Below are 13,479 nucleotides of genomic sequence, written 5' to 3'. Positions count from 1 at the left end.
TGCTGTTAAACAGCGGCTTCGACGCGGTCGGAGCGGCGCAATTTACGTCTGCCGATGGCGAGTTGTAGCAACAGGATTGCGACGAGCATTGTGACGATGAGGACAGCCGAATAAGCGATAGCCAGACCGAATTCGCCATTTTCAACGCGGCCAACGATGAAGGATGTCGCCATGTTATGATCGGCACTGACCAGGAAGATTACCGCACTGACCGAGGTAATGGCCCGCACGAAGCTGTAGGTGAGTGCTGCCAGAATGGCCGGGCCAAGCAAAGGTGCGATCACTCGTTTGACAGTGGTGAAACTGTTGGCCCCAAGGGTGATGGAGGCCTCATCCAGACTTTTGTCCAGCTGTGACATGGCCGCGATGCCACCACGCACGCCCACCGGCATGTTGCGAAAGACAAAGACGATGATCAGGATGATGCTGGTGCCTGTCAGCTCGATGGGCGGGAAATTGAAGGCCATGATATAACTAACGCCGATCACCGTGCCGGGAATGGCAAAGCTGAGCATGGTGCTGAATTCAAAGGCGCTTTTGCCTGCAAATTTCTGCCGTACCAGAAGATAGGCCGTGGCCAGGCCAACCAGAGCCGTCAAAGGTGCGGCGATGGTCGAGATGGTCAGGGTGGTGAAATAGCTATCCCATGCCACACCGCTGAAGCGAATGCCATTGGTGAAGCTGATGGCGAATCCACGCAGATAATGATGCAGAGTGAAGCTGTGATCATAACCCCACAATTTCACGAAGCTGCCAAAGACAATCATGGAATAGACGATCGCCGTGAACAAAGCCCATGGCAGAGCGGTGGCATAACAGGTCCATTTCAGGCCTTTGCTAAGCGCAGCATGACGGCCGGAATCGGCTTTTCCGGTGACTGTGGCGTAGGATTTCTTGCCAAGCCAGGTGCGCTGAACCAGAAAGGCCGACAGGGTGAGTGTGAGAAGGGCAATGGCCAGAATGGCGGCCTTGGCCGGGTCCGCAACGGCGCCGACGATGGCGAAATAGATCTCGGTGGAAAGCACATTGAAGTTGCCGCCCAGCACCAAGGGGTTGCCAAAGTCGGCAATGGATTCGATGAATCCAAGAAGAAAGGCATTGGCAAGACCGGGACGCATCAAAGGCAGCGAGACATAGCGGAAGGTATGCCAGCGATTGGCATTCAGCGTTTGGGACGCTTCTTCCATGGAGGGGCTGATGCCCTCTACCACGCCGATCAATACCAAAAAGGCGATGGGTGTAAAAGAGAGAAGCTGGGCCAGATAGATGCCGCCAAAGCCATAAATCCAGCGAGCAGGTTCGATATTTAGCATATCGGCCATGAATTGGGTGAGGGTGCCTGTTCGGCCGAACAGAAGGATCAGAGCCAGACCAATCACGAAAGGCGGGGTGATGATCGGAATGATGGTCAGCACCCGCAGCAGCTTCTTGGCCTTGAAGTCGGTGCGGGTGAAGATCAGTGCAAAGGCCAATCCCAGCAGGGTTGTGCCTGCGCCCGTGGCAATGCCCAGCAGGACCGAATTGATGGCCGAACCACAGGAACCGCCAGCAAGGCAGCCAAGACCCCAGATCTTGCTATCAAAAAAGCGTGGGCCGAATTCCGCAATGGAGAAGCCGCCGCCTTCCATCTCGAATGCGCGAATGAGGATATGCAGAACGGGAAAGAAGACAAAGATGCCGACGAGGGTGATGATCAGGCCGATCAGGCCGACGATGAAAGCATCGCCTCGTCCCTTGCCCATGGATGAGATGCAAGTGGTCAGGATGAAGAGAAGCGCCAAGAGTGCTATCATCGCACCGGCACCAAATCCGACCTGACCTGATGCACCGCCAAGAGGTTCTAAAATAGCAGAGAATGCTCTTGGTCCGGCGCGCACAACGGACAAGCCCTGTATCGCGGTAAGCAACAGCCCGGCCAGGGCAATAGCACCCATGGCACGGGCTTTGCTCACCACATTGAGAGAGGTAAATAGCAGCGCGCCGATCAAGCCAAAGGCGATCAAAGGCGGCAGAAGATAGAGCTTGCCATAAGTGGCAACCTGCAAAAGGGCTGGAGCGGTATCGGCATCGGGATAGATGCCGATCCAGTCAAAGGACCAAAAGGGATCGTCCAAACTGTACCATGGGAACAGGCAATAGCCGATCAGTCCCACAATCAGCCAAAGGCCGCTTGTGCGTGACATGTTTCTCTTCCTCTTTATCGAGCTTTTCGGGCGCATTATCTGTTCAGGGCGTCACGAATGGCGCCCTGAACTTTGCGTATCAATAGCTGGAGGTTTATTGGATCAGCTTGACTTAGCCTTGCGGCTTCACGTCCTTGTCCCAACGCTTCAAGAGACGCTTTCGGGTTTCGGATGCGCCATAGGTGGCAAAGTCATAGTCGATCAGCTTGATGGTCTCCAAAGCTGGAGATTCTGGAGGAACGGTCGCCTTGCTGTTGGATGGTACGTTATAAACACCCACCTCCGGGCCGCGAGACTGGGCTTCAGCACTGAGCACGAATTCCACCCACTTCTTGGCGGCATCGACATTGCGTGCACCCTTGATGATGCTGACGCCGCCCACTTCATAGCCGGTGCCTTCGCAAGGAGAGACGATTTTCAAAGGGAAACCAGCCTTGGCCAGCTTGACCATGTCATGCATGAAGCCGATGGAGATGCCGGTTTCGCCACGGGCTGCCGCCTTGGACGGAGCAGAACCGGACTTGGTATATTGGTTCACATTTTCGCCGATATCAGCCAGCAGCTTGAAGGCATCATCTTCACCAAAGAGCTGCACCAGAGTTGCCAGTTCCGTATAGGCGGTGCCGGAGCTGTTCGGGTTGGCCACCTGAATTTCGCCTTTATAAGCTGCGTCTTTCAGATCGTGCCAGCATGCAGGTGGTTTGACGCCTTTTTTCTTCAGGACGTCTGCATTGTAAGCGATGCCCAATGCACCAGCATGAATGCCGATGGTCTTGCCACCGGAAATGTCAGCCATGTTCATGGCCCAGCCCAGCAGATCTTGTGGCTCCAGGCCAGATGGCTGCGTCAGATCTTCGGCTGCGGCGATGAGGTGCGGATCGCCGGTACCTCCCCACCAGACATCAATCTTTGGATTGCCCGCTTCGGCGCGAACCTGAGCAAGGGTTTCTCCTGTTGATTTGCGCACCATGGAGACATCAATGCCAGTTGCCTCTTCGAAATTATTGGCCATCAGATCGCACCAATCCTGCTCGTTGGAGCAGACGACGCTGAGTTTGCCAGCCGCAAGCGCGCTGCCAGCATACAGGCCGAGGGTCAAGGTGGCGACACCAAGCAACATCTTGTTTTTCATATGATCCTCCCGATCAAGAAATTATGCGCCTTGACCCTAGCTTCATCCTTGCTGTTCCTGCGAGCATTTGGCGGTTAACAATTCTACGCTTTGGCACTTTTAATGTTAAGAATGTTACAAGTGTTACCGAACCGGGCGGAAGTTGAAACCAAATTGCTGACGACAGGCTGCGGAGATTGATGCAAAATGGATCAAAATCTGCTCGTCTGGAGGACAGTACCCAAGATTTTTCCATATATCGGGCCATTTTTCGGGAGGAAGTGAAGTGGAAGATTTCATGGAAAGGAAGCCTCGTATTGCCATCATCGATGATGATGCGGCCATGCGGCAATCCCTTTATGACCTTCTCTTTGAAAATGGCTTCGAGCCCGTACCTTTGCGCGGCAGTCAGGATTTCTTTGCTCTTGGCGATGATGTGAAGCTGGATCTGGCTTTGATCGATCTGCGGCTGGATGGGGAATCCGGCCTGACCCTGACGCGATCCATTCATCAGAATTTGGCCTTGCCCATTGTCATGCTGACAGGTGTTGGCGATGACACCGACAAGATTTTGGGGTTGGAAACCGGGGCTGACGATTATATTTTGAAGCCTTTCAATCCTCGCGAACTGGTGGCCCGGGTACGGGCCGTGTTGCGTCGCAAAGGGCATCCAATGGCGCAGGTTATGGCCGCACCGGTGGCCGATGCTTCTACTGACAGTATGCAATTTGGTGACATGATGCTGGACCGCGAACATCGCCAATTGTTTGATGCAGCGGGTGAGGAAGTGCATCTGACCAATTCCGAATATCGTCTTTTGGAATATTTTCTCGTCCACCCCAATGAGATCATTCCCCGACCACGTCTGCTGGCCGAGATTGGCAGCGATCTTTCCAATTATGTAGACCGCACCATTGATGTGATGATCCTGAGACTCCGCCGCAAGATCGAGAGTGTGCCCTCCAAGCCGATGCATCTGCAAACCAGACGTGGCCAAGGCTATATCTTCGTCACCGATGTCGAGACAGAGGCCTGATCATGGCTTTTCTTCGCCATCTGGATGTCAAAGGTCGGCTCTGGATTGCCTTGGCCCTGTTGACCCTTTCGACCATTAGTGTCGGCATGATCGGCTGGTATTCGCTGGATCGGGCTGATAGTCATCTCCAGGTGCTGCATCGCCAGACTTTGGCACAAGTGGCGCAATCTTTGGAATTGTCCAAGCAATCCTCGGGCATCGCGACCTCCGCGCCTTTCCTACTCAATTATCGCTCGCAATATCTGATCGACCGCGAAGGCAAGGCATTGATTGAGACGCTGGAGCATGTGGAGAGCAATTGGCCGTCGTTGCGCGATGGATCATCGTCTGCTGTTTACGCCTTTGAGTCCGAGATCACCGATGCCATTGGTCGGATGCGCAAGGCGGTGGAAGACCTGATTGGTGCGGCCAATGGACAGAATGAAGAGCGCAATATCACCCAAGGCCGTCTGGAAGAAATTCGCAAGCTTGAACGTGAATTCTATGGCCGCTCGACTGATCCGGATCTGGCGGCCTCCTCTCGCCAGACATGGTTTTCGCTACAAGCCATGAGCAATGCGCTCTCCGGTGCTGCACATTCCAAGAACCTTCTGGGTGTGGGGGAATATCACCGCCGCTATCAGGCGTTGCGGGCGCGAATGAAGGCGGTATTGCTTTCTTCTGAGCCTCAGGGCTTTGTGAATGAGCTGGAAAATATGGCTGCGGGGTCGCAGGGGTTGTTCGAGATCCGCCGGCGGGAACTGACCCATCGGTTGGATGCGCAAAATGCGCTGTTTCGCATTCGCCAGCAGGCGGTTTTTATCAGTGATCTCTCGGCGCGCTTTGCCAAGAATGCCGAGGATTTTCTCTCTCGTGGGCGGTTGGAAACATCCAGTCAGCTCAATGTTACCAAAGTACTGATTGTGCTGAGCGGCCTTGTCAGTATCAGCATTGCGCTGGCTTCGGCTTTTTTTGTTTCGCGCTATATCACGGCCAATATCGAGGCGATTACCGATGCGATGGCACGGTTGGCGCAAGGGGATCGAAGCTCCAAGCTGACCTTGAAGATTTCGGCCAATGATGAGATTGCCAAGCTCATTCAATCCTTTCGCATGTTCCGCGCCAATACCTTGCGGCTGGACCGAAGCAACCGTCAGCTGAACCGAAAGAATGCCCTGTTTGAGCGGGTGTTTGACAATATTACCGACGGCGTGGCGATAACGTCCGATGAGGGACATATGGAAGCGGTGAATGCCAGCTTCCGCACGGTGCTGAAATTGCCTGCCCATCAGCCCCTTCGCAACAAAACGCTGGAAGAAGTGCTGTCCAGTTCCGTCTTTGCTGCGGATATGCATAAGTTTGATAGTCAGCAAGGGCTCGGGGCTTTCTCCAATCTGGTGGGGAGTGATGGTTCGATCGTTGAGATGCGTTATTCGCCTTTGGCTGATGGCGGCGGTGTCTGGCTGTTTTCCGATGCGACCGAACGCAGGAAGGTTGAGGAGCGCCTGACCCAGATCCGCCATATTGAAGGGCTGGGCAAGGTTAGTGGCGAGGTGGCCCATGACTTTGGCAATATCCTCTCAAGCATCACCGCCAATATTCATTTGTTCGAGCAACATGCCCGAGATGAAGCATCGGCCAAGTTCGTTGACCGCATCAGCAATGCGACCGAGATGGGAACGTCTCTGGTGCAGCGACTTTTGGCTTTTGCCCGCAAGCAGGCTTTGTCGCCGGAATTGGTGGATTTGAATTTTCTGATTGATGGTCTGTCAGATCTGATCGGCATTGGCCTGAAAGATGAGGTGGAGCTGGAGATCAATCTTGGCTCCGAGGCGCTGATCGCCAAGGTCGATCCGGGGCAGATGGAAAATGCCATTCTCAACCTCTGCCTGAACAGCAATCAGGCGATTGATGGGATCGGCAAAATCACCCTGACCACAAAGCGCGATGTGCATGGCAATGCGGTGATTGAAGTCTCCGATAATGGCGTCGGCATGAATGAAAGCATTCAGGAGCGGGCGTTTGAGCCCTTCTATTCCGATCGCTCTGATGGCTCATCCGGCACCGGACTGGGCCTTGCCATGGTTTATGGCTTCATCAAGCAATCTGGTGGTGATATCGAAATTGAAAGTGCGCCCAATAAGGGCACTGCCATCCGAATGATCTTGCCGCCGATTGCGGAAGACACCGTAAGCGAGCCATTGCCTGCCGGGCTTTGCCGGGCTTTGGTGATTGAAGATGACGCAACAGATCGGCAAGCCGCCCTGAGGATCCTTGGCAATCTGGGTATAGAGGCGCATTCAGTTGCCAATTATGAGGAGGCTGAGAAAGCCATTCGTTCGGATCTTTCCTTCGACCTGCTGCTCTCGGATTTGCATCTGGACAATGGCAAGGAAGCCTGGCCCTTGGTTCAGCTCTGTCTTGATCAACGGACTGGTACAAACATCATTGTTGTTTCTGGCCATATGCCCAAGCATCACCCTTTCTCAAAGGATATGATCGACAATCCTGTCATCTGTCTCGACAAACCTCTGCGTGAGGAGCTGATGCGGGAGGTGATTGTGGCACAAGCGGGTGGTCAGGATTTTTCATCCTGAATAGTGATGCAATAAAAAAGCCGCCTTAAAAAAAGGCGGCTTTCTGGATTTGGTGGCGTGTTTTTATCACGCTGCGCGGATCTTGTTGACGAAATTCTGAACCGTGTCACGCAGTGCGGTGGATTTGCCGGAAAGATCCTGAGCCGCAGACAGCACTTTCGAGGCGCTTTCCTCTGTGTCATTGGCACCATTTGTTACCAGAATGGTGCTTTCGCTCACTTCCTGGGTGCCTTTGGCTGCTTCGTTCACATTGTGCGCGATTTCGCGGGTAGCATCGCCTTGCTGGTCCACAGATGTCGCAATTTGAGAGGCAATGTCATTGATCTCCACAATCACATCGCCAATGCCACGAATGGCGCTGGCCGTGTCGTGCGAGACTGTCTGCATTGCGTTGATTTGTGTTGCAATTTCATCTGTTGCCTTTGATGTTTGATCGGCAAGAGACTTGACCTCGGATGCGACAACCGCAAAACCTTTGCCTGCTTCTCCGGCACGGGCTGCCTCAATGGTTGCATTGAGGGCAAGCAGATTGGTTTGGGCCGCAATGTCATTGATGAGGCTGACGATCTGGCTGATACGCTCGGTCGTGGAGACCAGACTCTGCACCGTCTCGTCGGTCTGCTGGGCCGCACCACTTGCGCGCTCGGCAATTTCACGTGACTGGTTCACACTGCGGCCGATTTCAGAAATGGAGGCAGCCAATTCTTCTGATGCTGCGGCAACGGAGCGGACATTGATGGAAGCTTCTTCTGAAGCTGCCGCCACGGTTGTCGCGCTTGAAGCAGAGGATTCAGCCGTTGAATTCAGATTTTCAGCAGTGACTTCCAAATCGGATGACGATTCCGAAATGGTCACCAGAATATCCTTCACTTCGCCATCAAATTCATGGATGAGGCGTTCGACCAGTTCGACACGCGCTTGTTTGTCTTGTTCTGCGGCGCTCTGCTCGGCGCGCAGGCGCTCTTGTTCGATGGCATTTTGCTTGAAGACCAGAACGGCATTTGCCATGGCGCCGATTTCATCTTCGCGATCCACACCCTCGACCTGAACGTTGTTATCGCCATGGGCCAGTTGTCTCATGGCAGAGGTAATGTTGCGGATTGGATTTGCAACAAGTTTGGTCAGGAAGAAGCCAAGTACACCGATCATGATGATTGCGGCGAGTGTGGTTGCAATTGCTGCAGACAGACGGAATGTGGCGAGGTTCGCATAAGCCAGTTTCTTGTCCATGGATAGAGCAACATACCAGTCTACCGGCAAACCCTGAATCGGGATGAAGGTGATCAGGGATTGACCGTCAGTTGCTTCTACCTCTGTCATTTTCGCGCTTATGGCGGGCGTATTGACTGGGTAGGCATCCGCCAGAGTCTTGTCGACCAGATCCTTGTTATTATGGACCAGAATTTTGCCTTCGCTATTCACCAGGAAGGCTTCTCCCTTGCCATCAAGATCGGTCTGGGCAAGCATGTTGACCAATGTATCGAGATCGAAATCGGCTCCTATGACGCCAAGCAAAGTGCCGCCGGATTGCACCGGAGCTGCGACGGAAATGATAAGCCGGTTTGTGGAGGCATCGGCATAGGGATTGGTCAGGACAGAGTGATTTTTCGCGACCGCTCCCTTGTACCATGGACGTTTGCGCGGATCATACCCTTCCGGTAGATCGGCCTCCGGCCACATATGCATGGCACCTGTTTCCTGCACGCCAAGGTAAGTGGCGTCAAAATTGTCGACATAGGTCTTGTTGTTGAAGAGAGATTTCGGGTCCTTGCCATCTTCCAGCACAGCTGCGAAATCCGCTGCAGAGGTGATCATCATGATCCGGCCCTGCAACCAGTTATTGATGCTGTTGGCAGTGGTTTTGCCTGTATTGTCCATCAGTGCGGCAACTTCATGCCTGATGGAGTCTCTCTGCAGAGAATCGTTGTAGAAGGCAAACAGGGCGAAAACCACTAACACTGTTGTAGCAGCGATGGCCAAGACCTTTGTCAAAATTCCTTTTGACAATTGAATTTCAGATTGTGCCGGATTTATCGACATAGTTTTTCCTGGAATTGGGGGACATATACATTATGAGTAAATCAAAGTAAGTAAAAATATGACTAATATTTATTCTGTTGTTTACCCTGTATTTCATGCTTATTTTTGTGATTTGAATGTCTGTTTTAATATTCGTAGTTTATGATGTTATGGATCAATAAAAACGCTTTTGGCGTGTATTGTTCATGCATTGCAACAAAATTGTATACAGAGAATTTGTAACCTAATATTCCTCTTCAAAAGAAGATCAAGCAATCTGTGTTTTCATGGGTTGCGATTATTTTCAAATACTGGGAATTGTTGTCCTGTCAAAGCTCTATGAGCTCTGGTTTTTTATTTTGTTATTGATTTATAACAATATTTTTAATTCCATATTTTTCTTCTGGTCCTGGCTTGCCAGAACAAACGCACCTGCATGGAATTGGAAATTGTGACGGGCAGGATAGTCTGCCAGTGGGAAGCAGGCGCAAAGAATGAGAGCCGTAGAAGCGGAAAATGGCAGGATAAACGGGCCTGTCGTCCGGGCTATTGCGGCTAAAGCCGATTTATCGGGCTTGTGTGTCTGGGGCGGCGGGGCATGGAGCCTGAAAGTCTTGTTTAGAGACTTTTAAATCGGGCACTTATACACATCCCTTTTGTCGGAAGATCTGATTGAGCTGTTTGAGAGATTGATCAGCGTCGTGTTCATCGAGATCATTGATCATGCCTGATATCGTGGAAGCTGTTTTGTCTTCATCGGTTTTACTGATGATCATATCGATATCGTCGCCGATGCCGTCAATGAGGGCATCTTCCTTGCGTTGTTCCTGACGTCCAATATTGCGGGCAAGTTCCGTGCAGCTCATATAGCGAGCGTCTTCCAGGCTATTGTCCGAGGATGTACAGGCGCCGAGTGTTGTCATGGCGATGACAGGGCCGAGAAGAATGAGCCGGTTGGGCATGTTCATTCCTGGTTTTCCTTGTGTTTTTCAGGTTTATGGATGTTCACCAACAAATCGCCAGGCTGGCAATCCAGAAATTCGCAAATTGCTTGCAAGGTGTTGAAGCGGATGCCATTCACCTTTCCAGAGCTGAGCAGAGACAGATTGGAGGGTGTGATGCCAACATATTCAGCCAGTTCCCGTGCGGTCTTCTTTCTTTCCGCCAGAAGTATTTTTAGACGGACTTCAATGGGCATTCCGACCTCACACAATTGTTTTGTTATCGTCTTCAATTTCCTGGGCACGGGCCAGAGATCTTGAAAGCGCAAGGAAAACAATTGCAACAGCCAATAGAATGACTTCCGTGTCAAGGACATTCCATCCATAGGGGATTTGATATTTGGTCTTGGCATTGAGTGTCAGCAAGATCGGCATGATCGTCCAGATCAAGGCCGTGCCGACCCAAAAACCAAGCAACCCCCAGGCGGCATGTCTGAGTTTTCGGGAGAGATAAAAGAACGGGTTCAGGTGAGTTGGGCGCAGCATTTGGCTCATTTGCAAAAATGCCCATCCTAAAAAAACGAGTGTCATTGCCATTGTGGTGAAACCGACCGCAATCACCCAACCTGTCAGGTCAGGATATGGTGCTGGAAGATCAAAGAGATCGAAAATCAGTTCCTTTTCACCAATCCATGCGAACCCCCACCCAAGCAGGATGAGCAGGGCCAGAGCCAGCCATAACACGACCATTACCATTCGGGCTAAAATCGCCATGAGTCACCTTATCTTTGACCAATTCATCTTTTATATTGGTTTATATGATAATTTGTTTCTGTAAAACAGAAATTTTTTGTCAAATTTATGACATACAGAAAAGCCTTTTCAGAAACTTTCTCTGCTTTGGGGACTGACAGCATGAGGGTAAGGGAAGCCCAAGGCAGTGATGATGCGGCCTTGCTTGCAAAGTTTGATCTGTTTTGGTTTTGAGTGCCGGGAAGGAAAGCTCTCTGTGTCGTTCAGGCGGGAGGGCTGGTTTCAGACAAAATTCTGCGGTGATTTCAGGATGCCCCTATGGATCATCTTGTGCATCTCCTCTCCTTCGAAATAATGCTCTTCGATGATCTTGTCATCCTGCCAGCGCTGCCAACATACGCCATCGATCCGAAATGTCTTGCCCTCATGAGTGGTGAAGGATGTTCGATTGCGAAAGGCACAGACGCTTTTCTCCGGCGAGATCACCAGATCAAGAATCCTTCCGTCAATGGAGCGCGCTGATGCGATATAGGGTTCCTGTTTTTCGCGGCAGGCCTTTGCCCCTGTGGCGAAGACCAGACCATTGGCAAACATGATGCCGTCTGATGCAAAATATCGATCAAAGGCCTCCAAGGGTTTGCCCTCATTCAGAAGGGCGATTTGCTCTTTCACATGTGTTTGAAATTGCTCGCTTGTCATTTGCAATATTCTCCCCGGTTAAGAGAAACATAACAAGAACATTTGAGTCGGGCAATCGAATTCATTCCATGTGATTTTTTATTGCCGGATCTGTTTGGGGTTTGCGCATCGCGAAATAGAGGCAAAGGGCACCGATCAGCCAGGGCCAGATTGAAAGCGTATAGAATTCAGGGTCCAGAAAGCTGCTCCAGCGGATGCTGCAAGACTGCGCACTGGTGACATAGGCACAGCTCATGGACGAGAGGAGCGCCCAGATTATGACGGGCCCGAAGAGAAATACGAAGCTCAGAAAGTATAAAAAGAACCTCAACATGATATATCCCGATCTGTTTTTGCTTCATTTGACTATAGAGGAAAGCCAAATGTCTTGCCACTTGGTGGGCTGGTTTGCTCTCCGTACCTGCCTTGATCTCAATCATTGGTGGATTGTCTGTTATGTCATTGCTTTTATTCTGAGAAATCTTCTGTCCACATCTCATGCCAAATGAGGGGCTTGCTATTTCTGAACTTGCTGCTCATTATTCATGGCGATGGTTCTAAGAGGCCAAGCGGGCCTCTGGATGAAAAGGGAACACGGTGCGGTGTAGATCCAAAGCACTTTTGACGATTGCTGAATCATAAGAAATGCTTTGAATTTTATTCTATCGCGAGGCCTTGTCCGAAAAGTACTGCAACTTTTCGGGGACGCGCTGTAGACGCCAATTCCGTGACTGCCCCCGCAACTGTAGGCGGAGAGCAAGACCAGAAGACCACTGGATGCTGACCCAATCGTCAGTGAAGATCCGGGAAGGCTGGTTGAGCGTTGACCCGCAAGTCAGGAGACCTGCCATCTTCTTGTTCACTCAACCCGGGCGGGGTGCCTCGGAAAGGAGCCTGAAGATGCCAAATCTGGCCCATATATGTGCCTTTGACATGATCGGTCTTGCTTCCGCCCCCGCATTTGCGCGGAGGGCGTTATGGACCGGCATATTTCTTACCCATTCTCATCTTCCATTCCCTGTCGACATACCGGTAAGGTATGCGAGGCCAGCTATGTTTTTGCGCTGACATTGGCGCAGTCGGTCGGCAAGGCTCATGCCATTGTCGGTGATGATTTTTCGACTTCGGGCTTTGCTGAAATCAGATGCAGCGATCAGCCCTGCACGATTGGCTGGCATTGCAGCAAGGACGAGACCTTTGTCTTTGGCGATGTCGACATGGATCAGGATCTGGATGAATTGCTTGGTCTGGCCCGGCAAATTCTGGGCTCGCCGAACAGTGCCAAAGGCCCCCCCCGGCCGGTGGAAGTGCCTGCCTTCATGCTGGCTCTGGAAACCCAGGATGTGCTGAATAGAGTATTGGCTGCATGAGTTCCTCTGATCTGGTGGTGGAGAATGTGAGCTGGGCTCCCGGCTCACGCGCTCCCTATGTGCTGCATCCGCTTTCTTTCTCGTTGGATGCAGGCAAGACCCTTGGCATTATCGGGGCCAATGGCGCGGGCAAATCCACCCTTTTGCGTTTGCTCTATCGCTATAATCGTCCGCTGTCCGGCAATATCTATGTCGGTGGCGAGGATCTTTGGTCGCTGCGGCCAAGGCAGGCGGCCCGCCGGGTGGCAGCTGTGTTGCAGGAACAGCCAACAGACTTTGCGCTGACCGTGCGTGAGATTGTTGCCCTTGGCCGCACGCCGCATCAGCGTGGCTTTGCCTCGTCCGGTGCGCGGGACAGTGACATCATTGATGGTTCATTGCAGCAGATGGGTTTGCAAGGGTTTCAGGATCGTTTGTTCGGCTCGCTTTCTGGTGGTGAGCGGCAACGAGTGATGGTGGCGCGGGCTCTGGCCCAACGGCCACAGCTTCTCATACTGGATGAGCCAACCAACCATCTGGATATCCGCCATCAGCTGGAAATTGTCTCGCTGATCCGGGAGCTGGATCTGACCATCGTCACCAGTTTGCATGATCTGAATATGGCAGCTGAGGTGTGCGATAGCGTCCTGTTGCTGAAGGACGGGCAAATGCTGGCCTATGGCGACCCGTTTGAGGTGCTGTCAGAACAGCATGTCTCCTCTTCTTTCTCGGTCTCGGCGCGCCTTGAGCATCTGAGCGTCAGTGACCGTTCTCATTTCACTTTTCATCTGCCTTCTTAATTCGCTTCTTGCGATCTCGGAGATCGTATGGAG

Annotated in this window: 11 protein-coding genes and 1 riboswitch; of the genes, 4 read left to right on the top strand and 7 right to left on the bottom strand. The window is 52.0% G+C overall.

Features of this window, described 5'->3' with window-relative positions:
- Positions 1-5: 5 nt before the first annotated feature.
- Positions 6-2,183, bottom strand: coding sequence for an ABC transporter permease (locus CRO57_RS21575; protein ID WP_097155597.1), 2,178 nt, complete (start codon positions 2,181-2,183; stop codon positions 6-8).
- A gap of 112 nt (positions 2,184-2,295) precedes the next feature.
- Positions 2,296-3,315, bottom strand: coding sequence for an ABC transporter substrate-binding protein (locus CRO57_RS21570; protein ID WP_097155596.1), 1,020 nt, complete (start codon positions 3,313-3,315; stop codon positions 2,296-2,298).
- A gap of 277 nt (positions 3,316-3,592) precedes the next feature.
- Here CRO57_RS21570 and CRO57_RS21565 point away from each other — a divergent pair, with 277 nt between their 5' ends.
- Entirely contained in the window at positions 3,593-4,330 is a 738-nt protein-coding gene (locus CRO57_RS21565; RefSeq protein ID WP_097155595.1) for a response regulator, read from the top strand.
- A 2-nt stretch (positions 4,331-4,332) separates the two neighbouring features.
- On the top strand, positions 4,333-6,906 hold the full coding sequence (locus tag CRO57_RS21560) for an ATP-binding protein (RefSeq protein ID WP_097155594.1): 2,574 nt from the start codon (positions 4,333-4,335) through the stop codon (positions 6,904-6,906).
- A 66-nt stretch (positions 6,907-6,972) separates the two neighbouring features.
- Here the strand turns inward: CRO57_RS21560 and CRO57_RS21555 are convergent, their stop codons facing one another.
- From CRO57_RS21555 to CRO57_RS21535, 5 genes are all read right to left on the bottom strand, one after another.
- A complete protein-coding gene (locus tag CRO57_RS21555; protein WP_097155593.1) occupies positions 6,973-8,946 on the bottom strand; it encodes a methyl-accepting chemotaxis protein in 1,974 nt (657 codons plus the stop codon).
- A gap of 620 nt (positions 8,947-9,566) precedes the next feature.
- Positions 9,567-9,893 (bottom strand): hypothetical protein, encoded by a 327-nt coding sequence (locus CRO57_RS21550; protein ID WP_097155592.1) that lies wholly within the window; start codon positions 9,891-9,893, stop codon positions 9,567-9,569.
- Positions 9,890-10,123: a helix-turn-helix domain-containing protein gene (locus CRO57_RS21545; RefSeq protein WP_097155591.1), complete on the bottom strand. Its 234-nt coding sequence runs from the start codon at positions 10,121-10,123 to the stop codon at positions 9,890-9,892. Before CRO57_RS21545 ends, CRO57_RS21550 begins: the two co-directional genes overlap by 4 nt.
- A 7-nt stretch (positions 10,124-10,130) precedes the next feature.
- On the bottom strand, positions 10,131-10,640 hold the full coding sequence (locus CRO57_RS21540) for a hypothetical protein (RefSeq protein WP_141401309.1): 510 nt from the start codon (positions 10,638-10,640) through the stop codon (positions 10,131-10,133).
- Between the two features lie 261 nt (positions 10,641-10,901).
- Positions 10,902-11,318 carry a nuclear transport factor 2 family protein gene (locus tag CRO57_RS21535; RefSeq protein WP_097155589.1) on the bottom strand — a complete coding sequence of 139 codons (417 nt, stop codon included), beginning with the start codon at positions 11,316-11,318 and terminating at the stop codon, positions 10,902-10,904.
- Positions 11,319-11,832: 514 nt separating this feature from the next.
- Positions 11,833-12,163: riboswitch (cobalamin riboswitch) on the top strand.
- A 111-nt stretch (positions 12,164-12,274) separates the two neighbouring features.
- On the opposite strand from CRO57_RS21535, the gene CRO57_RS21525 reads away from it, so the two are divergent.
- Positions 12,275-12,667 carry a hypothetical protein gene (locus CRO57_RS21525; protein ID WP_097155587.1) on the top strand — a complete coding sequence of 131 codons (393 nt, stop codon included), beginning with the start codon at positions 12,275-12,277 and terminating at the stop codon, positions 12,665-12,667.
- Positions 12,664-13,446: an ABC transporter ATP-binding protein gene (locus CRO57_RS21520; protein WP_097155586.1), complete on the top strand. Its 783-nt coding sequence runs from the start codon at positions 12,664-12,666 to the stop codon at positions 13,444-13,446. The genes CRO57_RS21525 and CRO57_RS21520 overlap by 4 nt, the downstream gene beginning before the upstream one ends.
- Positions 13,447-13,479: the final 33 nt, after the last annotated feature.

Origin of the sequence: Cohaesibacter gelatinilyticus (assembly GCF_900215605.1) — a bacterium.
In the GTDB taxonomy this organism is placed as follows: domain Bacteria; phylum Pseudomonadota; class Alphaproteobacteria; order Rhizobiales; family Cohaesibacteraceae; genus Cohaesibacter; species Cohaesibacter gelatinilyticus.
Note: the sequence above shows the minus strand (reverse complement) of the source record. Positions and strands in the feature narration are given on the sequence as shown.

Excerpts from the sequence above, each read along its gene's own strand:
- CRO57_RS21540 (WP_141401309.1), bottom strand. The coding sequence starts at position 10,640 with ATGGCGATTTTAGCCCGAATGGTAATGGTCGTGTTATGGCTGGCTCTG.
- CRO57_RS21575 (WP_097155597.1), bottom strand. The coding sequence starts at position 2,183 with ATGTCACGCACAAGCGGCCTTTGGCTGATTGTGGGACTGATCGGCTAT.
- CRO57_RS21525 (WP_097155587.1), top strand. The coding sequence starts at position 12,275 with ATGGACCGGCATATTTCTTACCCATTCTCATCTTCCATTCCCTGTCGA.
- CRO57_RS21520 (WP_097155586.1), top strand. The coding sequence starts at position 12,664 with ATGAGTTCCTCTGATCTGGTGGTGGAGAATGTGAGCTGGGCTCCCGGC.
- CRO57_RS21550 (WP_097155592.1), bottom strand. The coding sequence starts at position 9,893 with ATGAACATGCCCAACCGGCTCATTCTTCTCGGCCCTGTCATCGCCATG.
- CRO57_RS21560 (WP_097155594.1), top strand. The coding sequence starts at position 4,333 with ATGGCTTTTCTTCGCCATCTGGATGTCAAAGGTCGGCTCTGGATTGCC.
- CRO57_RS21565 (WP_097155595.1), top strand. The coding sequence starts at position 3,593 with ATGGAAAGGAAGCCTCGTATTGCCATCATCGATGATGATGCGGCCATG.
- CRO57_RS21570 (WP_097155596.1), bottom strand. The coding sequence starts at position 3,315 with ATGAAAAACAAGATGTTGCTTGGTGTCGCCACCTTGACCCTCGGCCTG.
- CRO57_RS21535 (WP_097155589.1), bottom strand. The coding sequence starts at position 11,318 with ATGACAAGCGAGCAATTTCAAACACATGTGAAAGAGCAAATCGCCCTT.
- CRO57_RS21545 (WP_097155591.1), bottom strand. The coding sequence starts at position 10,123 with ATGCCCATTGAAGTCCGTCTAAAAATACTTCTGGCGGAAAGAAAGAAG.
- CRO57_RS21555 (WP_097155593.1), bottom strand. The coding sequence starts at position 8,946 with ATGTCGATAAATCCGGCACAATCTGAAATTCAATTGTCAAAAGGAATT.